The sequence below is a fragment of the Streptomyces sp. NPDC019396 genome (assembly GCF_040632375.1).
Lineage (GTDB): Bacteria > Actinomycetota > Actinomycetes > Streptomycetales > Streptomycetaceae > Streptomyces.
In genome coordinates this window covers 61,645-85,657 of sequence record NZ_JBEYBS010000009.1, presented here as the reverse complement: position 1 = coordinate 85,657, position 24,013 = coordinate 61,645, and the positions used below count along the sequence as shown (strand labels likewise).

The following is a 24,013-nucleotide window of genomic DNA, read 5'->3' as shown; positions in this document are numbered from 1 at the left end:
TCATCCGGTGCGACTGGCTCTATGCGATGACCTGCAAGCCCGTCACCAGGTCCGGCCGGATACGCAACGCGGCATTCATGGCGGGGTGTTGCGCCCACGGGCGCAGACGGGCGGCGAAGCGCGCGAGTTCGCTCTCGTCGGTGACCCCGTGGGCGTAACCGGTGACCACCACGCTCCAGCCGACGTGCGTCTCGAGGTCGATGACGTCAGCCTCGTAGGCCACCACGACACCTGCGGCCTGGTTCGGCGTCACGATGGAGGCGAGCGTGGCGCCGTCGTGCAGCTGGACGATGATGTCCTCGCCGTCCATGAGGTGGTTCACCGGTCGGATGGCCGGCAGGGCCTGATGGGTGAAGACGATGCGCCCGAGCGAGACGCTGCCGAGCAGCCGCAGGCACTCGACACGGCCGAGCTGTTCTGTCCGCCGGGGCGCCACCGCCTCACGGTGGCCGTCCACCGTGGTGTGCGTGGCTTCGTCCTTCATCGTGCTCACCTTCTGCTCCAGCTCGGCCCTGGACGACTTCGCTGCCTCCAGCCAGCGTCTCCCGCTGCACGCTGCCTCAGTAGGGCCGAACGGACCTTTCAGCCGCGCCGGTTCGGCCATCGCCGCAGGCCGGATCTCTCCGAGGGGTCAGGCGAAGGAGCAGGGCACGACGTGGTGCACACCCAGGGCGCGGACGACGCGAGCAGTAAGCCACTGGATGCGGCACAGGCTCAAGCGCACACCGGCAGCCACGCACCGGCGGTGCATGCGCAGGAACAGCGCCACGCCGGAACTGTCACAGAAGGTGACGTCTGCCAGGTCGAGCACCAGTTCGCGCGCGGTCTCCCGCGTGAGATGGGTCAGCTCCGCCTCGATGTGCGCAACGGTGTACAGGTCGAGCTCCCCGGCCAGGGCGACCGCCGTCGTACTGTGGTCCAGCGGGGTCGTGGTCAGGCTGATCTGGGGCGTCGTCATGGCGGCAGCCCTGCTTTCTTGATCCAAGCGGTGTCCCGGGGCCATTGCCCCGGCCGTGCCGGCGCACGCGGGGAAGTCAACCGGACCGCGAGCGAAGGCAGCAGGTCCGGCGGGTCCCTCACCATGGGGCCGAAGGCCCCTCGCCAGCGATGCCTCGTCGTCGCAGCGGGAACCGAGGGCCGCACAACGGGGGCGCCGACGGATACCGTTCACCCGGCTCGTGATCGTCGTCCACAGGGGGGTGCGCTGGCCTTTGCGGCATCGGGTACCGGCGATTGCCGGGCCTGGCCGGGGCATGGGGGCCGTCCGGCCCTGGGCGATGGTCCCGCTCGCGCGACAGGATACCCAAGGAGCCCCTCGGGGCGGAGAATTCGGCGAACACGGAGTGTGCGATGACAGACAGCAGCGGCGGCCTCACCGAGAAGGCACCGGTCAGGGTCTTCCTTCTCGACGACCACGAGGTGGTGCGTCGCGGTGTGCACGATCTGCTGGACGCCGAGCCCGACCTGACCGTGGTCGGGGAGGCCGGTACGGCCGAGCAGGCACTGGTGCGGGTGCCAGCACTGCGCCCGCAGGTCGCTGTCCTCGACGTGCGTCTGCCGGACGGGGACGGCGTGAGCGTGTGCCGGGAACTGCGCTCGCGCATGCCCGACCTGGCCTGTCTGATGCTGACCTCGTTCGACGACGAGGAGGCGCTGCTCGACGCGATCATGGCCGGCGCATCCGGTTACGTCCTCAAGCAGATCACCGGCACGGACCTGGTCACCGCCGTGCGCACGGTCGCCTCGGGCCAGTCCATGCTCGACCCCGGCGCCACGGCACGGGTGATGGCCCGGCTGCGTGGCGGATCCCCCCAGGAGGAGCAGCGCCAGGGGCTGCCCGGATTGACCGAGCGGGAGCGGGAGATTCTCGCTCTGGTGGGAGAAGGGCTGACGAACCGGGAGATCGGCAAGCGCCTGTACCTGGCGGAGAAGACCGTCAAGAACAACATCTCGCGGCTGCTCGCCAAGTTGGGTGTCGAACGCCGGGTGCAGGCCGCCGTCATCGCTACCCAGGCACTGGCCGCCCACAAGGACCAGGCTGGTTCGGCCGGGCGGGAAGCCCGCCCGCGAGGCTGAACGCCAGTTACGTACGCGGATGCGTACTGATGACAGGGCCCCTGCTCCGTGACGCGCCGGAGCTGAGCAGGGGCCGCTGTCGGCATCCCGGCCTACGAAGAGCACGACGGGCGCGGCCGCCGGACTCTTTCGCGCGCTGACATCCGGCGACGTCTGGACGGGCCACCTGTCGTGGATGTCGTTTCGAGGCGGGTCCGGAAGTCCCCTTGCCGCGCCGTCGCATGATTGATGTCGGCGAGTCGCTGATGCCGACCGGCCAACTCGGCAGTCGTCAGCGTCATGCGGAATCCGGCCTGTGGTGAGGCGGAGGTCTGCTGAGCTCGTTTCACAGGCGAGCTCTGCCCCGGGTCAGGTCGGCTTCGATGTACTGGGCGACCCTGACGCCTACACGCCGGGGCCGCACATGACCCAGGTGACCGAGGGCGCTTTGGCCCGCGGGCGGGTCTCGGACGGGTTGACCTCGCCGGCCCGCAGGCTGGCCCTGCGGCGAGCGACGACAGCTCGGCCCGGTATGCGTTCCTGGTCGTGGAATCGCCTTGCGATCCGGCCGCTTCGGCGGTCCCGGCGGTGTCGTCTTCATGGCGGGGGCCGGCCATGTGCTCGGCCCCCGCCACCGGGAGACGGTCAGTCGTGCGGAACGACAGCGACGGGGCAGGGCGCATGGTGCAAGGCGGCGTGAGCGACCGATCCGATGCGGGTACCGACGGGCGCGTGGCGCGTCCGTCGGCCGACCACGAGCAGCTGCGCGTTCGACACGGCCGACAGCAGTACCTGTCCCGCGCTGCCGATCTCGACGTGCTCGGTCACGGGGACGTCGGGGAACCGCTCCCGCCACGGGGCGAGGGCCTCCGCCAGCGCCTTCTTCTCGAAGGGCTCCAATCCGCCCGCCTCGTCCGCCAGGCACATCGAGCCGGGGCTGTATGCGAAGACCGGCGGCAGGTTCCAGGCCCGTACCGCACGCACGGCCGCGCCGCGTGCGGCCGCCTCCTCGAATGCGAAACCGAGCACCGCGTCGCTGTCCTCCGGCGTGCCCTGCTGGCCCACGACGATCTCGCCGCCCTGCGCCTGCGTCTGCCCGCCACGGGCGCGCACGGAGATGACGGGCCGTTTCGCGGCGGCGATCACCTGCTGACCGTAGGAGCCGAGGAGGAAGCCGACGAACGCCCCGTGCCCCCGCGAACCCAGCACCAGCATCTCGGACGCTTCGGCCTCCCTCAGCAGAGCGGCGACCGCGGTGTCCTGGACCACTTCGGCGGTGACCGTGAGAGCCGGGTGACGGCCAGCGATGTGAGTCTCCGCTTCGCGGAGCACCGTGTGGGCGGACTTGGCCTGCGTCTCCCTGTCCTGGACGACCGGGACGTCCAGCGGCTGCCAGAGCCAGGCGTGCACGATACGCAGCGGCATCCCGCGCAGTTCGGCTTCGCGTGCCGCCCAGCCGGCCGCTGCCAGGCTCTCCGCGGAACCGTCCACTCCTACGGTGATGTTGCTGGTCATGAGGGTGCCTCCATACGGTTCGACGGGCACGCCGCTTCGGCCGCCCTTTCCCGTCCTCAGCATCCGTGAGAAGGCGGCGATCCGCGGAGGGCCCATCGGCCCTGTCTCCCGGCCGTTCGGTCACGGCGTCGGGGCCGTCCAGCCGGTGATGCGCGGCCGCGAGGCCCACTGGCCCATGACAGGGACCTCCGGCCCCCTGCGCGAACCACCCTGGCCGACCACGGTGTGAGGGGCAGGCCCGCCCAGCATGGCGCCTCGGAGTGCCGGACGGCCAACTCCCTTGAGAGGTCGTGCAGTTCAGTCCACGTACGCCGCATCCGGCTCTGCCGGCGGCCAGACTTACGGAGTCCCCATGTCCCGCACCGTCACCGTCGGCCTCGACGGATCCCAGGAGAGCCTCACCGCCACGCAGTGGGCCGCCCAGGAGGCACTGCGCCGCGCGGTGCCGCTGCGGCTGCTCCGGGCATGGAGCAGGGACGAGGACCCGCGCACTCGTCTGGTCGACCCGGCGACGGCACGCGGATGGGGCGAGCGTACGCTCGCCACCGCCGAAAGGCGGCTGCGGCGCCGCCACCCGGGCCTGGATGTCGAGACGAAGTGGGTGGCCGGCGACCCGGTGGAGGTGCTGTGCGCCGCTGCCGACGACGCGGAATTGCTGGTGCTCGGCTCCCGCGGTCTGGGCGGCCTGGCCGGCTTCTTCGCAGGGTCGGTCTCCTTGGCCGTGCTCGCCCGCACGCGGCGACCTGTCGTCCTCGTTCGCCCGCACGACCCCCTGGAGCCCGAGCAGAACCTTACGGGGGATGTGGTGGTCGGTCTGGACGTGTCCGCCCCCAGCGACGAGGTGCTCGCCTTCGGCTTCGGTGCGGCCGACCGATACGGCTGCGGCCTGCGGGTGGTGCACAACTGGGCTGTCCCCGCGCTCTACGGACCCGACATGGGCGGCGCACTGCCACTGCTCATGACGGAGGTCGCCGAGGACGCACGACGGGCGCTCGACAAGGCGCTGGCCGCCTGGACCGAGAAGTTCCCGGGCGTAGTGGTGGCGCGCGACTGCCGCCAGGGTCGGCCGGCGCAGGACCTGATGGAGCTGTCGCACGACGCCCGGCTCGTCGTCGTCGGCCGCAGGGTCCGGCGCGCGCGGATCGGTACCCACATCGGGGCCGTCACCCACGCGGTCCTGCACCACTGCCTGGCCCCGGTCGCGGTCGTCCCACACGACTGAACGGGCCCGCCGGCCGGGCGGGGCACGCCGACGCTGCCCGCCGGTGCGGCATCTGCCCAGGGCAGGTGGCGCAGCCGAGCCGCCCACGCTGGTACCTCCCGGCCTCTTACAGCGACGACGATGAAAGGCGCCGCGTGGACCGTGAGGGCGGGCGGGGTCCTCACCAAGGGCTGTTCAGCCCACCGCCGTGGACCGTTGGCGCCCGGCGCGGCCCGGCGCCGGCCGGGAGAGTCCGCGGTGTCAGGAACCGAACGGAACGTCATCGAAGGGATCATCACCATGGCCGTGCACCAGCACCCCGACCCGAAGGCCCGATTCCACCTGCCGTCCATGCGCAGGAACCAGGCCGCCTCCGCCCCGGAGTCCGCAGCGCCTGCACGCATCGACACGGACACGGCACGGGCCTACGTCTTCTCCTCGGTCCGTGTGCTGATGGGACTCGTCTTCCTGTGGGCCTTCCTCGACAAGACCTTCGGACTGGGCTACGCCACCCGGTCCGGCAAGGGCTGGATCGACGGTGGCTCGCCCACCGAGGGGTTCCTCGGCCACGTCGCCGTCGGACCGATGGAATCCGCCTTCCACTCCTGGGCCGGCGCCGCCTGGGCGGACTGGCTGTTCATGCTCGGTCTGCTCGGCATCGGCCTCGCCCTGACCGCCGGGGTGGCGCTGCGCCTGACGGCCCTCGCGGGCACCGTGATGATGGCGCTGATGTGGATGGCCGAGTGGCCACCCGCTCAGCACCTGTCGGACGGCTCACGGAGCATGTCGACGAACCCGTTCATCGACTACCACCTCGTCTACGCCATGGTGCTCATCGCCCTCGCCGCCGCCTCGGCCGGCGACGCCCTGGGCCTGGGGCGGCCGTGGGACAAGCTCCCCTTCGTCCGCGACCACAGGTGGCTGCGCTGAACGCCGCCGGTGCGGTGGGCCCGCTGACGTGGCCCACCGCTCCGGTCCGCCAAGAGGGCCTGCCGGCCCCCATCCGGGACCAGCGGTCCCTGCCCCGGTCGTCCACTGACCGAGATGCTCGAAGCAGATCACACAACGCAGGAGGTGGGCTCTGTGCCCGGAACGATTGTCGTGGGACTCGACGGCTCGACCGAGAGCCGTGCCGCCGCGGAATGGGCCGCCCGTGAGGCGGAGTTGCACGACCTGCCGGTGAAACTGGTCCAGGTGTGGCAGCCGGTGCCGATGGCGCAGGCGCCGCTCCTCGGGGCCGAGACCGACCAGCACTGGACCGAGCGCGTCCTCCGCGAGGTCGCCGAAGAACTGCGGCAGCGTCACCCCGGCGTCGAGGTGAGCACCGAACAACGCAACGGAATCCCGGCCGGTGTCCTCCTGGACGCCGCACTGGACGCGGAGTTGCTGGTCCTCGGCTCCCGCGCGCTGAGTGGTATCGGTGGCTTCCTCGTGGGTTCCGTCGGCCAGTCCGTGACCGCCCACACCGAGGTGCCCGTGGTCCTGGTCCGGGCGGGTGGGCAGGCCGCCGAGCACCTCGAGGACGCCGTCGGCACCGCGTCCGGTGCCGCCGGCTTCCGGCCCGTCGTCCTGGGGCTGGACACCGGCAGCTCCAATGTCCAGGTGATCTCCTTCGCATTCGAGGAGGCACGGCGTCGCAAGGCCACCCTCACCGTCGTCCACAGTTGGGACCTGCCGCCCTCCTACGCGTACGGCATGGCCGGCGGGTACGACCCCCGCGCGGACATATCCCGTGCGCAGGCAGGCGCCCTCACCGAGGTGCTCCTGCCCTGGCGGGAAAAGTACCCGGACGTCAGGGTGGACGAGATATCCCGTATGGGTAGCCCCGCCAGCCACCTTGTCGACGCCTCCCGTGACGCCTCGCTCGTCGTCGTCGGCCGTCGCGTGCGCCGTGCACCGTTCGGCATCCACATCGGTTCCGTGGCGCACGCGGTATTGCACCATGCCGCCGTCCCCGTCGCCGTCGTCGCCCACGACTGACACTGCTGAGCGCGCAAGGCGATACACATGACGGTGGCTGTCGTAGGGGGCTCGGCGACCACGGCTCGGTCGCCATCTGGTTGGTCGGGACGCACACCGCGATCCGCTCGTGCGGACACCCGTGTCCGGGTCCGCGTCCCACTCCGTGATCAGAGCGGCCACACCCTCCCGCTCGGCGTCCCAGTCCGGGAAGGCGTGCCCGGCCGGGCGTCAACATCCGCGGCCGGTCTGCGAAGCTGACCCTCAGCTACCGCACCACACGGCAGATCCTGCGCTCGGCCCTCGGAGTCCTGGGCGATGTCGTCGCCTTCTTCAGCGGGCGTGCGCAGGGATGCACGAATCGGGCTGGATCCATCGGCGGTCGGATCAGCGCGATGAGGGGTGCCGGTTCGTTACGGCACCGGGCGGGAGCCGTTGAAGGTGCGGGCCCTGGCCGGTCGCACGGGCGGCCCGGCCTGTGGGCATTCCCACAGGCCGGGCCGGGTTCCCGTCAGGCGAACGGGATCGTGAGGACGGAACCCGTGCCCACCTGGATAGTGGAAGGACCGTTGCCCAGGGCGCTCCAGACCTCGACGCGGATGGTGCCGCCGTTCAGGTCGCCCAGCGTGCCCGAGGCGGAGAGTCCTCCCTGCCGGGCGGAGGAGTAGTCCTCCCAGCCGGTGATCGGGTCGGAGGCGAAATAGCGGAAGGTCTCGACACGGTCGAAGGCGCCGTCGCCGGTCAGGTCGTAGGAGACCCGGGCCTGCTGGGCGTAGCCGACGTTGGTTCCGGCGTCGACCTTGAAGGTGAAGGCCGTGCCGGTCCCGGCCTTCAGCGTGCCGTTGACGTTCTTCACCTCGTAGACGAGCGGGTTGTAGGGGGCTCCGTCGCGGTTGGTGCCGTCCGCGGACCGGATGGTGTCCGAGGAGCCGGCAGCGGCCGCCTGGGTGGCCAGCTGGCCGCCGGAGCGCAGGTAGAAGGTGTCACCCGTGACCGGCGGGGGGCCGGAGGTGGTGACCGTCACGGTGCCGCTGGCCGGGCCGACCTGGTCGGCCGTGTCGCGGGCCCTGACGCTGAAGGTGTAGTCGGTGCCGGCGGTGAGCCCGGTGACGGTGTGGGTGGTGCCGGTGACCGTGGCGACCTTGGTGGTGCCGCGGTAGACGTCGTAGTCCTTGACGCCCCTGTCGTCGTTTGCCGCCTCCCAGCTCAGCGCGACGGAGGAACTGGTGATCTCACCGGCGACGGGGGTACCGGGCGCGCCGGGTGCTTCGTCGCGCGGGGGCGGGTTGCCCGTGGTGGTGACGGTCACGGTGCCGCTGGCCGGGCCGACCTGGCTGGAGGTGTCACGGGCCTTGACGCTGAAGGTGTAGTCGGTGCCGGCGGTGAGGCCGGTGACGGTGTGGGTGGTGCCGGTGACCGTGGCGACCTTGGTGGTGCCGCGGTAGACGTCGTAGTCCTTGATGCCCTTGTCGTCGGTGGCGGCGCTCCAGGTCAGCTTGACGGAGGTGTCGGTGATGTCGCTTGCGACCGGGGTGCCGGGTGCGCCGGGTTTGTCGTCCCCGGGGGCGCCGCACAGGGTGCCGAGCCCGGCGTCGTCGCCCGCGCCGGACGCGGTGGACTTCGCCGGGACGTTCAGCACTCCGCCGTCGGAGAAGACCACCGAGCACGCCTCGGCTGCGTAGTTGTGCGCGGCGTAGGTCTTGGTGCCGTTCTTGTCGAAGACGACGGCTGTCGGGGAGTTGGCCGTGACGGTCATGTCCGGCGATCCGATGGCGTTCATCGTGGCGACCCAGTGGTAGGTGTGGGCCTTGGTCTCGCCGGCCTCGGGGACGTAGCCGCCGTTCCACTGGTTCCAGTAGCTCATGGCCTTGGCCGGGTCGTAGAGAGCCTGGACCTGCCAGAAGATGTCCTTCCACTCGACGGCCGGGCCGCCGTTCTCCCTCTCCATCTCGGCCACGCTGCGGTTCAGCATGGCCTTCTCACGGGCCAGATGCAGCGAACCGCCGGTCATCGGCAGGAAGTTGATGCCGTGGATCTCCTCGGGGTTGGCGGTCCACCAGGTCGCGTACGCGCCGCCGCTGCTCCAGACCATGCCGACGACGTCATGGGTGAAGTCCTGCGGGTAGACCTGCCGGTCGGCGTCGAACCAGTACTGCGCGATCGACTCCGACTCCGTCATCATCATGTAGACGCCCTGGTCGCGCAGCGCCCTGTCGCCCGTCGCCGAGCCCCACATGATCAGGCCGGCGCTGAGGTTGATCGACTCCGATGACGACTCCTGGTTGTTGCCGGCCGCGAACGCCTCGTGGCCGGCGGCCCAGCTGTGGCCGGCATAGACGTCGAAGCCGCGCAGGAACGGGTACTCGGTGTCGTTCCTCGCCGGGTTCGCGGCGTCCTTGATGAGCTCCTTGACCATGCCGCCCCACTCGGAGTCAGCGGCCCAGCGGGGGTCGTACTGCGCCACGATGCCGGCGGCCATCACGTAGTACGAGTAGTGGAAGTGGTGGTCGTTGAGCTCTTGGTCGCTTCCGTACGAGGCCGGGTACCCGATGAGGGTGCGCCAGTCCTTGTCGTAGGAGAACTCGGAGGGGCCGCCGACCGTGAACCATTCCTCCATGCGGCCCTTGATCAAGGTCAGCAGCTTGTCCCGGCCGGCGGTGTCCCCGGCCTGGTCCGCGAGGGGGACGAGCTGGGCGAGCCTACCCAGGGCCTTGCCGGTCCAGTAGGTGTCGATGGCGCCGCCGAAGGGGTCGCCCTGGGTCAGCACGTCGTTGATGTAGGCGCGGAGCTTCGCCTTGTCGACGCCGGTCGCGCTCGGGAGGCCGGGCAGGACGCCGTTCACCTTCTGAGTGGTCGTGAAGGAGGTGCCCTCGCGGACCTTCATCTCGCCGCGTGACGAAACGTAGCTGTAGGCGGTCAGCGGGTCGGTGGTGTGCAGCCACTGGTGGCGGTAGAGCGCCTGCATGGTGCCGGTCTCGGTTCCCTCCATCGCCTCGGTGGTAAGCGCATAGGTCGCCCTGACCTCGCCGTCGCCCTCCCTGTACTCCCACGCCACCTTCGAGCCGGTCACGAAACTGAAGGCGTACTTCTTGTAGTGGGGGAGTGCGTCCTTGCTGGGAAGGACCGCGAGAGAGAAGTACTTCTTGGTGCCCAGGTCCGCCCGGATCCCATTGCCGGAGACGGTCCAGTCGCTGCCGCCCGGAGCGAACAGCGCGTAGTCATGACCCGAGATGGTGAGACCGAGGACGTTGCCCTGATCCGCGAAGACGGTCGGCGGGGCCGCGGCGCTGATCTGTGCCGCCCCGCCGGTGCCCTCCGCGTACACGAACGGAAGACCATGACCGATCGTCGTCCGCAGGCTGCGCGCTCCGTCGTTCCAGTACGGGCTGACGGTCCAGTCGCTCCACCCGTCCGCCTTGGCGTCGGGAGAGTTGAGACCCGCGAGTCCCAGGGTCAGGTCGGCCTTGTGCGGGAACTCGTACTGACGGCCGCTGCCCACGATCTGATGTGTGGTCGGGTAGCCGACCTCCAAGCCCCCGGCGACCGCCTTGTAGGTGAGGGGGTGGCCGTACATGTTCTCCGACCACGGGTTACTGGAGAAGCGCTGGAAGGCCAGCGAGGACCACCAGTCGTTCGTCGGGACGGGGGCGTCCGCCACGGAGACGGTGACCTTGGGCTTGACCGCCTGGCCACTGTTGTTCGACGGCCCCTGGCGGCCGGCGGGCCGTACGTCGCTGTAGCTGCCCTTGCCCACCTCCACGGTCGCGGCCGAAGCGGCACCGCTGCCGACGGTGCCCAGCGCTGTAACGGCAAGAGCAGCCGTCGTCAGTAACGACAGATTTCTGCGAGATCTCATGCGCAGCCCTTCTGAGAGCGCTCTCAAACCGCCGACAACGTAGGACGGCACTCCGGGGCGGTCAATACTTTGAGCCAGAACCGCGTGCCGGCTGCTGGGTCTTCAAGGAGTTGAAAGGTGGCCGCAGTACGGGTGATCAGGCTCTGTGCGCGACAGGGGTTGGCGGGGGAACTCGCCCGCCCGGAGCGTGCGAATCGCATCGGCTGCCCACGGGGCGCGGCGTGCAGAGGAGGCGCGTGAGGCGCGGAGAAGAGTCTCCTTTCTGGGAGCGCTCTCATGTTTCCGTGCTGCGGGACTATGCTGCAACGGCAGCCCGCCGGACTTCAGCACGTGGAACAGGAGAGCCTCTTGCCCGAGCAGACGATGACGTCTCGTCCCACCCTCGAAGAGGTGGCGGCTCGCGCGGGCGTCTCACGGGCGACGGTGTCCCGTGTGGTCAATGGCGGGTCCGGAGTGCGCCAGCCGTTGATCGACAAGGTGCGCAAGGCTGTCGACGATCTAGGTTACGTTCCCAATCGGGCGGCGCGTTCCTTGGTTACCCAACGTACCGGCGCCGTGGCCGTGATCATCGCCGAGCCCGAGTTCCGGGTGTTCTCTGATCCCTTCTTCGAGCGGCAGGTAAGAGGGATCAGCAGGGAGCTGACGGCAAACGACCTCCAGCTCGTGCTGCTGTGGGTGGAGGGCGAGTCCGACCATGACCGGATCGCCCGGTACCTCTCCGGCGGGCACGTGGACGGCGCTCTTGCCTTCTCCCTGCACAGCGACGACAGGCTTGCCCATCTGATAGCCCACAGCAGGGTGCCGTCCGTGTTCGGTGGCCGCCCCCCTGCGGGCTCCTTTTCAGCGGTCCCCCACGTAGACTGCGACAACAGGGGCGGGGCGCGGGCAGCGGTATCACACCTCGCTTCCACAGGGCGCCGGAGAATCGCGCACATCGCCGGCCCACCTGACCAGACCTCCGCGGTGGACCGTGCAGCCGGCTACCACGACGTCCTCATCGACGCCGACCCCGAACTCGTGCAGCTCGGCGATTTCACTGAGGAGAGCGGCGCCAGGGCCATGAGAACGCTGCTCGACCGATGCCCCGGACTCGATGCCGTCTTCGCCGCGAACGACCTGATGGCACGGGGCGCGCTGCGCACTCTTCTGGAGCGCGGCCTGCGGGTCCCCGAGGATGTCTCAGTCGTCGGGTTCGATGACATGGAAGACGTCGCCAGCGGTGCGTCCCCTGCCCTCACCACCGTTCGTCAGGACATCGAAGGTATGGGCCGCCTGATGGTCAGGCTTCTGATGCGCCTTCTCAATCACCCTGAGCAGGCGTGGGCCGATTCCGTGATCACCCCGACCGTGCTGGTGCGGCGCCAGTCCTCCTGAAATCCGAAATCGCAGGTGACCCGTCCACACGTCGCGTCCTGCCTCCCCGTTGGCCGGTGCCGTTGATGCGCCGTATGGCATCGGATGCCCGCTCTTTCAGGCGTTCAGCCCCGGCTCGATGAGTCTGTGAGAAGAAGCGCGGTGTCGGCTGTCGTCCGGCCGAACAACTCGTACGGGCGGCGAACCGCCTGCATCGTCGCGCGAGTTCGGTTGATGACGGCTGCAGCCCTCCCCGGCGTGCCTCCAGCGGTCGGGCGTCCGCAGCCGCCGACCGATCGCCGCAGGGCCGAGGTGTCTTCGCGGCCAAATCTCCCAACGGTCGCCTCTTGTCGGTGAAACCAAGCCGTTACTGCTTCAAGTCTTGACGGTGTGCGGCGCGCCCGGGCAGGCTCCACATCGCGTCTGAGAGCGCTCTCAAGCACCTCGTGTTCAACCGAAGCCCAGGAGGCCGTCTTGACTACTGCCAGAGCCGCCAGGAGAGCGATCTTCCGCCTCGGCGGAGTCGTGCTGGCCGGAACACTGCTCGCCGCCTGCGGCTCCGGTTCCTCGTCAGAGAGGGCGGGCGGCAAGGTCACGATCACCGTGGACCTGTTCGGCTCCTTCGGTTACAAGGAGGCTGGGCTCTACGCGGAGTACGAGAAGCTCCACCCCGGCGTCACGATCAAGCAGACCGCCACTCAGGACGAGGCCGACTACTGGAAGTCCCTGCAGACCCGGCTCGCGGGCGGCGGCGGCCTCGCCGACGTCCAAGGCATCGAGGTGGGCCGGATCGCGTCCGTCACCCAGCAGCAGACCGACCGCTTCGAGGACCTGCGGAAGTACGGCGCGGACAAGCTGAAGGGCGCCTTCGCCGAGGCGAAGTGGGCGGCCGCGACCGGGAGGAACGGTGAGGTCCTCGGCCTCGGGACCGACGTCGGCCCCGAGGCGATGTGCTACCGCACGGACCTCTTCAAGCAGGCCGGCCTCCCCACCGACCGCACCGAACTGGCAAAGCGTTGGGCCACCTGGGACGGCTACCTGGAGCTCGGCAAGCAGTACAAGGCCAAGGCCCCGGGCAAGAGCGCCTGGCTGGACAGTGTCGGCAGTCTCTACTCGATCATGATCGGACAGGAGGAAGAGCGCTACTACGACGCCTCCGGTGAGCTGATCTGGGAGACCAACCCCGCGCTGAAGAAGGCATGGGACGCCTCCGTCAAGGCAAGTCACGCCGGTCTCAGCGCCGAGCTCGACCAATGGTCCCCCCAGTGGAACCAGGCCTTCGCCGCCGGTTCCTTCGCCACCATCCCCTGCCCGGCCTGGATGCTCGGCTACATCAAGGGCCAGGCCGGTGAGAGCGGCAAGGGCAGGTGGGACATCGCCAAGCTCCCGGGCGGCATGGGCAACTGGGGAGGCTCCTACCTCTCCGTCCCGAAAGCCGCGAAGCACAAGAAGGAGGCGTACGAGCTGATCGCCTGGCTCACCGCCCCCGAGCAGCAGGTCAAGGTCTTCGCCAAGCAGGGCAACTTCCCCTCGGCCAAGGGCGCGATCGCCGAGATCGCCCGCACCACGGACCCGTACTTCTCCAGCGCGCCCATCGGGCAGATCTTCGGACACGCGGCCGAGTCGGCCCCTGTCCAGGTCCTCGGGGTCCACGACCAGAACATCGCCCAGCAGATCACCAACGCGCTGAGCGAGGTGGAACGCAAGGGCCTCGCCCCGGAGAAGGCGTGGGAGAACGCGAAGAAGGGCGTCGCGAACACCCTCGGATAGGGATCCGCGCAGTGCCCGACTGCAGCTACCCGTCCTTCCTCCGCCGCCGCACTCGACCCCGCTCGGCGGCGGAGGAGTCCTCCTTCACCTCTCACCTCGAAGGGCCGCCAAGTGACCCTCACCGCCCCGGCAGAGATCGCGAAGCCTCGAAGTCCTTTCGCAGCGCGTCGCCTTCGCAGCACGCTCGCGCCATACGCCTACGTCGCCCCGTTCTTCACCCTCTTCGCCGCCTTCGGGCTCTTCCCGCTGATCTACACCGCCTTCGTCTCGCTCTACCGGGTGGAGCTGCAGACACCCGGTGACATGGAGTGGCGGGGCTTCGGCAACTACGCCGCACTGCTGAACGACCAGTACTTCTGGACCGCGCTGCGCAACACCTTCACCATCGGCGTGCTGTCCACCGTGCCGCAGCTGGTCATGGCGCTCGGCCTGGCGCACCTGCTCAACTACAAGCTCCGCGGCCGGACGTTCCTGCGGACGGCGATGCTGCTGCCGTACGCCACCTCGGTCGCCGCCGCCACCCTCGTCTTCGCCCAGCTTTTCGGCCGCGACTTCGGGCTGGTCAACTATGTTCTCGGCCTCGTGGGCATCGGTCCGGTCGACTGGCAGACCGGCACCCTCGCCTCCCAGATCGCGGTCTCGACGATCGTCATATGGCGCTGGACGGGGTACAACGCGCTCATCTACCTAGCCGGCATGCAGTCCATCCCATCGGAGCTGTACGAGGCGGCCGAGATGGACGGCGCCTCCCGGTGGCGGCAGCTCTTCCATGTGACGCTGCCGGGGCTGCGGCCCACGATCCTGTTCACCGTCGTGGTCTCCACGATCGGCGCGACCCAGCTCTTCGGCGAGCCGCTGCTCTTCGAGGGCTCCATGTCGGGCGGCATCTCGCATCAGTACCAGACCCTCGGCCTGTACATGTACGAGCAGGGCTGGGGCTTCTTCCACCTGGGCCGGGCTGCGGCGATCGCCTGGGTGACGTTCCTGCTGATCCTCGTGCTGGTCGGGGCCAACGCCCTGATCGCGCGCCGCCGTTCCCGCAAGGAGGCCGGCCGATGACCGTGCATACCGAGCCCGCCCAGGTCCCGGCACCCGGTAGGCCGGCCGACCTGGCGACCGCTTCACCTACCGCTGTACGTGCGCGCCCGCCGCGCCGCAGGTCCTCCCGTGCGGGCCGCACCCTGCACGCCGGTCCGCTTGCCTACGCGATCCTCGTCGTCGCCGTGGCCTTCTCCGCCTTCCCGTTCTACTGGACGATAGTCGCCGCGAGTCGCTCCAACGCCGATCTGGCGAAGGTCCCGCCGACCCTGTTGCCCGGACCGAACCTGATCCGCAACTTCGAGGCGGTCCTGGAGGAAGCCGACATCGGCACGGCCCTCCTCAACTCCCTCATCGTCTCCGGCTCGATCACCCTCGGCACCGTCCTGTGCTGCACCCTCGCCGGGTTCGCCTTCGCCAAGCTGCGCTTCAGGGGCCGGGGCGCGCTGCTCGCGGTCACGGTGGGCACGATGATGATCCCGCCGCAGCTCGGGGTCATCCCGCTCTTCATGCTGATCGCCGAGCTCGGCTGGGTGAACCAGCTCCAGGCAGTGATCCTGCCCGGCCTGGTCTCCGCCTTCGGCGTGTTCTTCATGCGCCAGTACCTACTCCAGTCGCTGCCCGACGAACTCATCGAGGCCGCCCGGGTCGACGGCGCCTCCACCGCCCGCATCTTCTGGTCGATCGTGGTCCCGATCGCCCGTCCCGGCATGGCCGTCCTCGGCCTGCTCACTTTCATGGCCGCGTGGAACGACTTCTTCTGGCCCATCATCGCCCTGTCCTCCTCCGAGCCGACCGTCCAGGTCGCCCTTCGCCAGCTCGGCGGGGGATACGTCCAGGACCAGTCCGTGGTCATGGCCGGCACCCTGCTCGGCACCCTGCCCGTGCTTTTGGTCTTCGCCTTCCTCGGCCGGCAGATCGTCGGCGGAATCATGCAGGGAGCCGTCAAGGGCTGACCCGAGGCCAGTTCCGACAACGCTCAGCCTTCCATCCGACCTTGATTCGGAGCAATCAGCCCATGTCCGCACTCGACATACTCCCCAGCGACACGACCGAGCTTCGGTTTCCCGGTGGCTTCCGGTGGGGGACCGCCACCGCCGCCTACCAGATCGAAGGCGCTGCCGCCGAGGACGGCCGCACCCCTTCCATCTGGGACACCTTCAGCCGCACACCGGGCAGAGTCCGCAACGGTGACACCGGCGACATAGCCGCCGACCACTACCACCGCATGCCTGAGGATGTCGCCCTCATGCGGCGCCTCGGTGTGACCGACTACCGCTTCTCCATTGCCTGGCCCCGCGTGCAGCAGAACGGGCGAGGGCCCGCTGTCCAGAAGGGCCTCGACTTCTACCGACGGCTCGTCGACGAACTCCTCAACGCCGGAATCCGTCCGGTCGCCACCCTCTACCACTGGGACCTGCCCCAGGAGCTGGACAACGCGGGCGGCTGGCCGCAGCGGGAGACCGCCCAGCGTTTCGCCGAGTACGCCGGCATCATGGCTGACGCCCTCGGCGACCGCGTAGGGACCTGGACGACTCTCAACGAACCGTGGTGCGCGGCGTTCCTCGGGTACGGAAGCGGCGTGCACGCCCCGGGCCGCACCAGCCATTTGGACAGCCTGCGCGCCGCCCACCACTTCAACCTGGCCCACGGCTGGGCGGTCCGAGCGCTGCGCGCGGCGCTACCGGACACGTCCGAGGTGTCGCTGACCCTCAACCTCCACGCACTACGACCGCTCACGCCGTCGGCCGACGACCTGGACGCCGTCCGCCGGATCGACGCCGTCGGCAACCGGATCTTCCTCGACCCCGTCTTCCACGGCCGCCTCCCCGACGACCTGATCCGCGACACCGCCGCGATCACGGACTGGTCGTTCGTACGGGACGGGGACCTCGCGGCGGCATCGACGCCGATCGACTCGCTCGGCATCAACTACTACTCGCCCACCGTCGTCGCCGCCGGAGAGTGCGAGTCGCCGTCGCCCTGGGCCGGAGCCGAGCGGCATGTCCGCTTCCTGCCCGCACCTGGACCGCGCACCGCCATGGACTGGCCCGTGGACGCCGGTGGACTGTACGAGCTGTTGACGCGGCTGCGCGACGACCTGCCGGGCGTCCCCTTGCTGGTCACCGAGAACGGCGCGGCGTACCACGACTACTCGGATCCGTCCGGCCGCGTGCACGACCCCGAGCGCGTTTCCTACCTGCACAGCCACCTGACCGCCGTGCACCGGGCGATCGAGGCCGGAACCGACGTGCGGGGCTACTTCCTGTGGTCGCTCCTGGACAACTTCGAATGGGCCTACGGCTACAGCAAGAGATTCGGCATCGTGCACGTGGACTTCGCGAGCCAGCGGCGCACGCCCAAGGAGAGCGCCGACTGGTACGCGCAGGTCATCGCACGCAACGCGGTTGAAGGGCGGCAGGAAGGGTGAAACCGTTTGCCGCCGCAGCCGTACCGAGTCGCATGTGATGACTCCGCCGTCATCTTCGTGCGTCAGGGCACGACGGCCGCGCCCTGGGGTGATGCCGGACGATGTGCGGCAGTGACCTTGTCCCGCTTCGACGGACACCGTCGGCGTGGTGGTCAGGCTGAGGGTCGCCTTGTAGGCGGCGGTGTGGGGAGCCGAGCTGCTGAGCCTTCCCGGTCGCGATCCGGGCGCGGTCGGCGGTGAGCATGGCGATGTCCCGTGGTTGGACGTCATCCGCGCGTCACGATCGCGGTCTCGGCGACCCTCGGTGCTCTGGAACGCAACAGGGATCCGGAGTTGCGGCCGCGTTGACGGCTAGGGTGGCGAGGAGAGGCTGATTCCGACGCCTTGGCCAGGGTGTCGGACAAGCCGTCGAGTTGCGTGGTCGGCACATCGGACGTCCTGCCATGCGGCGGGAAGAGCCGGGCAGTTACTGGGGGCGAGGCGCGGTGGTAGCGGCGGGTGACATGGTGTCGGCCCCGACGGCAGGGGGAGGCGCATCGCGTCTGCCGGATGGTCTGCGACGGTGTGCCCCCGCTGGGGCTGCAGCGGCAGTCGGCCACAGGAGCCCGAAACGTGATGCTCGCGGCGCGGGCCCGAACCGCCGGGCGGGCGACCGATTGGCCCTTGGTGCGCAACGCCGGATCGGCGGGCTGGCACAGGGTGGTGGCCTCCGCGGGCAGCAGCCGGTCGTTGACCGGCTCGTGTTCCCACGGCAGGGCACCGCAGACCGACCGGACGCGGTGGGCGGGTGACTGGCCGGTCGGCGCCCGTGGTGCTGGCCCCGGCGGTGCGCGGGTGGCTCGGGCTGGTCGCGGCGCTCGCCGCAACGGTGGTGGTCGGGCTCGGGGTCCTGTATGCCGACGAGAGCAAGCCCGGAACGGTGGACGCGCGGATCGGGGCGGCCCTGGAAGGTGTGGGGCCGACGTGGCGGCACATCGCTCTGTCCGTCGACTTCCTGGGGGAGCCGGTGGGGGCGGCGGCGCTGGTCGTGGCCGCCGTGGCGGGCTGCCTGCTGCTCCGGCGTCCTCGCGCGGCGGTGCTCGTCGTCGTCGGCGCCGGCATGACCGTGGGGACGGCGACGGTGCTCAAGCCCCTGGTGGGACGCACCATCCACGGAGAGAACCTGTCCTACCCGAGCGGGCACACCGCCTTTGCCACGGCGTTCGCCCTCGTGGTGGCGCTGCTCGTGACCGGCCGGCTCGGTCTCGGCAGGACGGCCGGCACGTCGGTCGTGCTTGCCGCGGCGCTGGTGGCCGGCGCCGCCATGGGCTGGGCCCAGGTCGCCCTGGGCGCGCACTACCCGACCGACGTCCTCGGCGGCTGGTGTACCGCGCTGGCGGTGGTTCCGGCGACCGCGTGGCTCGTCGACCGGATGGCCGGCGCCGGCCGGTGGGATCACCGCTGACGGCACGTCACGCCAAGCGGCGGAATACGGGCTTCACCGGGCGTCCGGCCATCCAGGGGGTGGGGTCGGCGGCGTCCAGTGCCTTTCGGTACACCGCACATGCCTGGGCCACCACGTCGACGGTGTGATCGATGTCGGCGGCGTCGAGCGCGCTGCTCACCACGAACGACGGGGCCAGCACCCCGCCCTCGAGGAGTCGGCGCAGGAACAGGGTGCGGTACCGCTGTGACGGCTGCCGGTTCTCGTCGAGGGTGGCGAAGACCAGGTTGCTGGCCCGTCCCCGGACGACGATGTGGTCGCCGACGCCCATGGCGGCCGCGGCGTCGCGGACTCCGGCGGCCAGCCGCTCGCCGAGGGCGTGCAGCCGCGCGGTGACGCCCTCTTCGACGTAGGTGGTGAGCACGGCCATCGCGGCTGCCAGGGAGTGCGTCTCGGCACCATGTGTGGTGGACAGCAGGAACACCCGGTCGCCGGGGTGACGCAGCCCGCCCCGCTCCATCAGATCTCGGCGCCCGGCCAGCGCGGAGACGGCGAATCCGTTGCCCAGCGCCTTGCCGAACGTGGAGAGGTCGGGGACGACGCCGTACAGGCCCTGGGCACCCGCCTCGGACCAGCGGAAGCCTGTGATCATCTCGTCGAAGACCAGTACGCAGCCGTGCCGGTCGGCCAGCTCGCGCAGGCCGGCGAGGTACCCGGGGGGCGGCTCGGTGTGGGTGGCGGGTTCGAGGATCAGGCAGGCGACCTCGTCCTGGTACCGGGTGAGCAACTCCTCCGTGGCGGCCAGGTCCCCGTAGGGGAACGTCACGGTGAGCTCGTTGGTCGCCGCCGGAACACCGGCGGACATCGGCGTGGTGCCGATGAACCAGTCGTCGACGGAGAAGAACGGATGGTCGGCGCAGATGGCCACCCGGTGGCGGCCGGTGGCGGCGCGGGCGAGGCGTACCGCGGCGGTGGTGGCGTCGGAGCCGTTCTTCGCGAACTTCACCATCTCGGCGGTCGGCACCGTGGCCAGGAAGAGTTCCGCGGCTTCGACCTCCACGATGGACGGCCGGACGAAGTTGCTGCCGCGGTCGAGTTGCCGTCGCACCGCTTCGGTCACGCGTGGGTGGGCGTGGCCGAGGCTGACCGACCGCAGGCCGGAGCCGTACTCGATGTAGCGGTTGCCGTCGACGTCCCACACGTGGGCGCCTCGGCCGTGGCTGATGACCGGGGCCAGATCCTCGGGGTACTGGTCGTCGCCCTTGGCGTAGGTGTGCGCGCCCCCGGGGATCAAGGCGTGCAGCCGCGCGTTGGCCCGCCGCGAGCGGGGCAGCGGGAACTCCGCGGTGCCCTCGGTGTCTTCGGTGTGCACGTCGACCTCAACCTTCCTGGTGCTTGAGGACCTCGGCGAGGCTCGGCGCCTCACGGTCCCGCTGGGACATCGATGTGACCGGCAGCGGCCAGTCGATGGCGAGCTCCGGGTCGTCGAAGGCGATCGTCACGCCCTCGGCCGGGTCGTGCGGGCGGTCGATCCGGTACGAGACGTCCGCGGTTTCGGTCAGAGCCTGGAAGCCGTGCGCGCACCCCGCCGGGATGTACAGGGCCACCTGCGTCTCGTCGGACAGCTCGAAGGAGGCGTGGCCCAGGTAGGTCGGCGAGTCCGCTCGCAGGTCCACGACGACGTCGAAGATCCTCCCGTACGAGCAGCGCACCAGCTTGGCCTCGCCTGCGCCGGAGCGCAGGTGCAGGCCGCGCAGCACGCCCCGGACCGAGCGGGACAGGCTGTCCTGGACGAAGGCGTCCGGGTCGAGGCCCACCGAGCGGACCACGTCGGCGTCGAAGGTGCGGCAGAAGAAGCCGCGTTCGTCGGCGTAGGGCGTCGGCTCGAACAGGTACGCGCCGGCGATCGCCGGGACTTCGGTCGCTTTCATGGAGCCTCCCGCAGGGCGTGGGCGTGGTCGGCCGCCGGGAACAGGGCCGCTGTCAAGGCGGTGAACTGGTGGTCGAGTTGTCCGGCGGCGACCAGATTCCGCTCAGTGAGGGTCTGCCGCAGCTCCGCCGACCTCTTTTCCAGGGCCCGGAACTGCTCGAGAAGCCGGTCGCCGTCGACCTCGCGAGCCGGGTGGCAGTACGCGCCAAGACCCATCTGAGCCATGAGCACGTCGCTCTTCGCCGCATAGCTGAGCGCGAGCGTCGGCGTACCGACCTTCAGCGCGCAGACCAGGTTGTGGTACCGGGTCGCCACCACGGTGTCGGCAGCCGCCATCTCCTTCATCAGGTCGGCCAGCGAGGCCGCCTCGGCAGCGGTGACCAGCGGCGAGTCCACGGCGTCGAGGATCGCGGCGACGACCGGCCGGTCGACCTCGTCGCCGGTGAGCAGCCGGACCGGTCTGCCGTCCTCGACCAGTGCGCGGACGAAGCGCGTCGTCCCGTCGAGGTAGCGCCGGTGGATCTCATCGGCCCGGGCTCGGTCGTCGTTGCCGCCGTGGAAGGCCATGACGCCGACGCAGACTCGGCCCGGCGGGGCCGAGAGCCTGTCGGGTCCGCTCGCCCGCGGCGCCGGCAGGGCGAAGGCGAGGTCCGGGTGGACCTCGTCGCGCGCGGTGTCCACGCCCATCGCCCGCATCGCGTCGCGGGACAGGGCGTCCCGGTACGACCGGTACGTGGCCAGCCGCGCCGACCAGCGCACCAGTGTTCGGGTCGGCCGGTCGCCGATCGCGGCGGCGCCGACACCGACCAGCGCGACCCGGGTGCCGAACAGCCGGCCGGATGCGCAGAGCAGGAGCAGCGCGTACGGGAAGCCCCACGGCCGCAGCGGCAGCGTGGCCTCCAGGACGCCCATGCCCGGCACGATCACCACGTCGTGCCGGCGCACCCATGCGGCGGTGCGGACGGCGTCGACGAGTTTGCCCAGACCCTTCGCCGCGATCGCGCCCGCACGCGACGCGGTCCGGTACTCCCCGCGGTACCAGTGCAGCCGTGCGGCGGGGATCCGGTAACGGGTCGCGACGACCTCGGGTCCGCCGCAGAACGCGTCCACGACCGCCTCCGGTTGCTCGGCGCGGAGGTACCCGAGCACGGCCTCGAGCGACCCGTCGTTGCCGAGGTTGCCGGAGCCGAGCAGGCCGAACACCCCTACGCGCACTGGGGTTTCGTCCGCGGATGTCATACCTGCCTCCCCTCACGGCCGGCGACGAGGGCGTCGACGGAGACGGTGAGCCGGTCCGGGTCGACCGGGGCGCGGTCCTCGACCCGTTCGCCTGCGCCCGGCCGGACCCTGCTGGTCATCCATGCGGCCAGGTGGCGGTAGCACGCCCGCCGGTCGGATGTGGACAACGGCGCACGCCGGATCGCCGAGGCGAAGCCCCAGACGTACTCGGCGAGCAGCCGGGGCGTGGGGTGCAGCGGGCCCGCCCGGCGCGGGTCCAGGTTGACGCACCGGGAGCGCTTGCCCGGGTTCGCCCGCTCGGCGCGGGTGGGGTGGTCGCGGCGGAAGTACAGCAGCTCCGGCACCTGGTGGAAGCGCCCGTGCAGGGTGATCTCGGCGACGAAGGTCCGGTCCGCGTGGTGGTAGCTGTCGTGCGGCTTCACCCGGCGCAGCACGTCGGCCCGCATCACCCCGTAGAAGTCGTCGCCGCCGGGCTCGAACAGCAGACTGCGGAAGCGCTCCGGCGCGTGCGGCGAGTCGGTGGCGAGCCCGTACTCGTAAGGGACCTTCACCCGGCTGTCGCCGTCGATGACCGCCTGGCCGGAGTGCGCGAGGATCACGTCCGGCCGCTCGTCCAGTGCCTCCACGCAGCGCCGCAGCAGGTCCCGGGCGTACAGATCGTCGTGCGAGGCCCACTTGAACAGCTCGCCGCGGCACTCGGTGAAAACGTGGTTGTGGTTCGGCGCGGCGCCGATGTTCCAGGGCAGCCGGAGGTACCGGATGCGCGAGTCCTTCGTGGCGTACCGGCGGCAGATGTCCTGGGTCCCGTCGGTCGAGGCGTTGTCGGAGATGACCAGCTCGAAGTGCTCGTAGGTCTGGCCGAGCAGGGCGTCGAGGGACTCGGCCAGGTACTCCTCGCCGTTGTACACGGGCAGGCCGATGCTCAACCGGGGATGGGCAGTCATGGCGTCCTCACTTCGCGGATGGGTTCTTGGTGGTGCCCGCGCACGGCGGAGCGCAGATGCAGCCACCACACGGCCGAGCTGCCGACGGTCGCGGCGGCGACGCCCCAGGCCGAGCCGACCGTGCCGGCCACGGCCGCCCCGCCGATCCCGCCGCCGGCATAGCAGGCGGAGGCGAACAGCTGGCAGCGCAGACTGCGCCGGGCCGCGCCGAGCGCGCGCAGCCCGGCCGCCGCGCCGGTGCCGAGGCCGGCTCCCGCGACGCCGAGCGTGGCCGGCACGATGAGCTGCGATGCGGAGTGCCAGACATCGCCGAGCACGAGCCGGCCGAACGGGTCGGGCACCAGTAGCAGTGCCGCGCCCCAGAGCAGCGCGGCGGCGGCCTGGGCGCCGCCCAGCAGGAGGCAGAACGCGGCGAGCCGGTGCGGGGCCCTCCGCAGCACCCGAGCCGCCTCCGCGACGGTGACCAGGGACAGCCCCATCAGCACGGCGAGGAACGGGCCGAGCAGCAGCTCGGCGCCTCGGACCACACCCACCGCGCCGACCCCGACGATCGCGCCGAGCCCGTACGCCCGCAGCTGGCTCGCGCCGCTGACGCAGGTGTTCTCGACCAGGTACCGGTAGCCGAGGTCGCGGTGCTCGCGAACCCACTCGCGCGCTCCGGTCATGTGGGGCCGGATCCCGGACTGGAAGCAGCCGTACACCGCGGCCACCCCGGCGGACGCGCCCCAGGCGAGCACGAACGCGGCCACGCTGCCCACGCGGGCCGCCACCACCATGGCCGGGACGAGCGCGACGCCCCACACGAGGTCGTTGACGAAAGCCTTCCGCCCGGTGCCGGCGGCGAAGAACGAGTACCGCCAGGCGTCCTGCAGCAGCAGCCCCGGCAGCATGACGCCGAGACAGGCGAACGCGGTCCCCACGCGGCCGCCGACAGCCGGCCCGACCACCAGGCACGCCGCGCCGACGGCGGCACCGACGCCGAGCGCGGTACCCGACGACCGGGCCACCGCCCCCCGCCAGGACGCGTCCGGCACGCCGCTGAAGCGCACTACGAGCGGGTCGGTGGCCAGCCCGCGGGACACGCTGAGCACCACGCCGTAGGTCACCCAGGCCAGGCTGAACACGCCGAACGCGGTCAGCCCCAGCGAGCGGGCAACGTAGATCCCCACCGCGAAGTTGGACACGCTGGAGGCCGCCTGGTCGGCCAGCCCCCAGGACAGCCGGCCGACGATGCCCCGTCTGGCGGGTCCCGCCGGTGGGGCCGTTGGCCGCGGATCCTCCCCCTCGGTGGTCATCGGC

19 protein-coding genes are annotated in these 24,013 nt (G+C 70.5%); 10 read left to right on the top strand and 9 right to left on the bottom strand.

Annotated features, from left to right (window positions below; translation table 11 throughout):
• Nucleotides 1-19: 19 nt before the first annotated feature.
• Nucleotides 20-484 (bottom strand): pyridoxamine 5'-phosphate oxidase family protein, encoded by a 465-nt coding sequence (locus ABZ532_RS12880; RefSeq protein ID WP_361281860.1) that lies wholly within the window; start codon nucleotides 482-484, stop codon nucleotides 20-22.
• A 147-nt stretch (nucleotides 485-631) separates the two neighbouring features.
• A complete protein-coding gene (locus ABZ532_RS12875) occupies nucleotides 632-958 on the bottom strand; it encodes an STAS domain-containing protein (protein WP_361281858.1) in 327 nt (108 codons plus the stop codon).
• A gap of 392 nt (nucleotides 959-1,350) precedes the next feature.
• On the opposite strand from ABZ532_RS12875, the gene ABZ532_RS12870 reads away from it, so the two are divergent.
• Nucleotides 1,351-2,076, top strand: a complete 726-nt coding sequence (locus tag ABZ532_RS12870; protein ID WP_361281856.1) for a response regulator transcription factor — start codon at nucleotides 1,351-1,353, stop codon at nucleotides 2,074-2,076.
• Between the two features lie 624 nt (nucleotides 2,077-2,700).
• Here the strand turns inward: ABZ532_RS12870 and ABZ532_RS12865 are convergent.
• Nucleotides 2,701-3,570: a universal stress protein gene (locus ABZ532_RS12865; RefSeq protein ID WP_361281854.1), complete on the bottom strand. Its 870-nt coding sequence runs from the start codon at nucleotides 3,568-3,570 to the stop codon at nucleotides 2,701-2,703.
• A 352-nt stretch (nucleotides 3,571-3,922) separates the two neighbouring features.
• Here ABZ532_RS12865 and ABZ532_RS12860 point away from each other — a divergent pair, with 352 nt between their 5' ends.
• From ABZ532_RS12860 to ABZ532_RS12850, 3 genes are all read left to right on the top strand, one after another.
• A complete protein-coding gene (locus tag ABZ532_RS12860) occupies nucleotides 3,923-4,792 on the top strand; it encodes a universal stress protein (protein ID WP_361281852.1) in 870 nt (289 codons plus the stop codon).
• A 279-nt stretch (nucleotides 4,793-5,071) separates the two neighbouring features.
• On the top strand, nucleotides 5,072-5,701 hold the full coding sequence (locus ABZ532_RS12855) for a hypothetical protein (RefSeq protein WP_361282131.1): 630 nt from the start codon (nucleotides 5,072-5,074) through the stop codon (nucleotides 5,699-5,701).
• Nucleotides 5,702-5,854: 153 nt separating this feature from the next.
• Nucleotides 5,855-6,751, top strand: coding sequence for a universal stress protein (locus tag ABZ532_RS12850; RefSeq protein WP_361281850.1), 897 nt, complete (start codon nucleotides 5,855-5,857; stop codon nucleotides 6,749-6,751).
• Between the two features lie 490 nt (nucleotides 6,752-7,241).
• Here the strand turns inward: ABZ532_RS12850 and ABZ532_RS12845 are convergent, their stop codons facing one another.
• Nucleotides 7,242-10,586 (bottom strand): glycosyl hydrolase, encoded by a 3,345-nt coding sequence (locus tag ABZ532_RS12845; protein ID WP_361281848.1) that lies wholly within the window; start codon nucleotides 10,584-10,586, stop codon nucleotides 7,242-7,244.
• 348 nt (nucleotides 10,587-10,934) lie between these two features.
• On the opposite strand from ABZ532_RS12845, the gene ABZ532_RS12840 reads away from it, so the two are divergent.
• The 6 genes from ABZ532_RS12840 (at nucleotide 10,935) to ABZ532_RS12815 (ending at nucleotide 18,622) form a co-directional block, all read left to right on the top strand.
• Complete coding sequence (locus ABZ532_RS12840) at nucleotides 10,935-11,960, top strand: LacI family DNA-binding transcriptional regulator (protein ID WP_361281846.1); 1,026 nt, start codon at nucleotides 10,935-10,937, stop codon at nucleotides 11,958-11,960.
• A gap of 453 nt (nucleotides 11,961-12,413) precedes the next feature.
• Nucleotides 12,414-13,709: an extracellular solute-binding protein gene (locus tag ABZ532_RS12835; protein ID WP_361281844.1), complete on the top strand. Its 1,296-nt coding sequence runs from the start codon at nucleotides 12,414-12,416 to the stop codon at nucleotides 13,707-13,709.
• Nucleotides 13,710-13,820: 111 nt separating this feature from the next.
• On the top strand, nucleotides 13,821-14,768 hold the full coding sequence (locus tag ABZ532_RS12830) for a sugar ABC transporter permease (protein ID WP_361281842.1): 948 nt from the start codon (nucleotides 13,821-13,823) through the stop codon (nucleotides 14,766-14,768).
• Nucleotides 14,765-15,703, top strand: a complete 939-nt coding sequence (locus tag ABZ532_RS12825; protein ID WP_361281840.1) for a carbohydrate ABC transporter permease — start codon at nucleotides 14,765-14,767, stop codon at nucleotides 15,701-15,703. The genes ABZ532_RS12830 and ABZ532_RS12825 overlap by 4 nt, the downstream gene beginning before the upstream one ends.
• Nucleotides 15,704-15,765: 62 nt before the next feature.
• A complete protein-coding gene (locus tag ABZ532_RS12820; RefSeq protein ID WP_361281838.1) occupies nucleotides 15,766-17,178 on the top strand; it encodes a GH1 family beta-glucosidase in 1,413 nt (470 codons plus the stop codon).
• 787 nt (nucleotides 17,179-17,965) lie between these two features.
• A complete protein-coding gene (locus tag ABZ532_RS12815) occupies nucleotides 17,966-18,622 on the top strand; it encodes a phosphatase PAP2 family protein (RefSeq protein ID WP_361281836.1) in 657 nt (218 codons plus the stop codon).
• 7 nt (nucleotides 18,623-18,629) lie between these two features.
• On the opposite strand, the gene ABZ532_RS12810 is transcribed toward ABZ532_RS12815, so the two are convergent.
• The 5 genes from ABZ532_RS12810 to ABZ532_RS12790 are packed head-to-tail and all read right to left on the bottom strand — an operon-like array spanning nucleotide 18,630 to nucleotide 24,009.
• Nucleotides 18,630-19,973, bottom strand: a complete 1,344-nt coding sequence (locus ABZ532_RS12810; protein WP_361281834.1) for a glutamate-1-semialdehyde 2,1-aminomutase — start codon at nucleotides 19,971-19,973, stop codon at nucleotides 18,630-18,632.
• 7 nt (nucleotides 19,974-19,980) lie between these two features.
• Nucleotides 19,981-20,532: a dTDP-4-dehydrorhamnose 3,5-epimerase gene (gene rfbC / locus ABZ532_RS12805; RefSeq protein ID WP_361281832.1), complete on the bottom strand. Its 552-nt coding sequence runs from the start codon at nucleotides 20,530-20,532 to the stop codon at nucleotides 19,981-19,983.
• Nucleotides 20,529-21,770, bottom strand: coding sequence for a polysaccharide pyruvyl transferase family protein (locus ABZ532_RS12800; protein WP_361281830.1), 1,242 nt, complete (start codon nucleotides 21,768-21,770; stop codon nucleotides 20,529-20,531). Before ABZ532_RS12800 ends, rfbC begins: the two co-directional genes overlap by 4 nt.
• Nucleotides 21,767-22,714, bottom strand: coding sequence for a glycosyltransferase family 2 protein (locus ABZ532_RS12795; RefSeq protein WP_361281828.1), 948 nt, complete (start codon nucleotides 22,712-22,714; stop codon nucleotides 21,767-21,769). The genes ABZ532_RS12800 and ABZ532_RS12795 overlap by 4 nt, the downstream gene beginning before the upstream one ends.
• Nucleotides 22,711-24,009 carry a hypothetical protein gene (locus ABZ532_RS12790; RefSeq protein WP_361281826.1) on the bottom strand — a complete coding sequence of 433 codons (1,299 nt, stop codon included), beginning with the start codon at nucleotides 24,007-24,009 and terminating at the stop codon, nucleotides 22,711-22,713. Before ABZ532_RS12790 ends, ABZ532_RS12795 begins: the two co-directional genes overlap by 4 nt.
• Nucleotides 24,010-24,013 lie beyond the last annotated feature (4 nt).

Coding starts and splice junctions, on each gene's coding strand:
- ABZ532_RS12880 (WP_361281860.1), bottom strand. CDS start 484: ATGAAGGACGAAGCCACGCACACCACGGTGGACGGCCACCGTGAGGCG.
- ABZ532_RS12875 (WP_361281858.1), bottom strand. CDS start 958: ATGACGACGCCCCAGATCAGCCTGACCACGACCCCGCTGGACCACAGT.
- ABZ532_RS12870 (WP_361281856.1), top strand. CDS start 1,351: ATGACAGACAGCAGCGGCGGCCTCACCGAGAAGGCACCGGTCAGGGTC.
- ABZ532_RS12865 (WP_361281854.1), bottom strand. CDS start 3,570: ATGACCAGCAACATCACCGTAGGAGTGGACGGTTCCGCGGAGAGCCTG.
- ABZ532_RS12860 (WP_361281852.1), top strand. CDS start 3,923: ATGTCCCGCACCGTCACCGTCGGCCTCGACGGATCCCAGGAGAGCCTC.
- ABZ532_RS12855 (WP_361282131.1), top strand. CDS start 5,072: ATGGCCGTGCACCAGCACCCCGACCCGAAGGCCCGATTCCACCTGCCG.
- ABZ532_RS12845 (WP_361281848.1), bottom strand. CDS start 10,586: ATGAGATCTCGCAGAAATCTGTCGTTACTGACGACGGCTGCTCTTGCC.
- ABZ532_RS12825 (WP_361281840.1), top strand. CDS start 14,765: ATGACCGTGCATACCGAGCCCGCCCAGGTCCCGGCACCCGGTAGGCCG.
- ABZ532_RS12820 (WP_361281838.1), top strand. CDS start 15,766: ATGTCCGCACTCGACATACTCCCCAGCGACACGACCGAGCTTCGGTTT.
- rfbC (WP_361281832.1), bottom strand. CDS start 20,532: ATGAAAGCGACCGAAGTCCCGGCGATCGCCGGCGCGTACCTGTTCGAG.
- ABZ532_RS12800 (WP_361281830.1), bottom strand. CDS start 21,770: ATGACATCCGCGGACGAAACCCCAGTGCGCGTAGGGGTGTTCGGCCTG.
- ABZ532_RS12795 (WP_361281828.1), bottom strand. CDS start 22,714: ATGACTGCCCATCCCCGGTTGAGCATCGGCCTGCCCGTGTACAACGGC.
- ABZ532_RS12790 (WP_361281826.1), bottom strand. CDS start 24,009: ATGACCACCGAGGGGGAGGATCCGCGGCCAACGGCCCCACCGGCGGGA.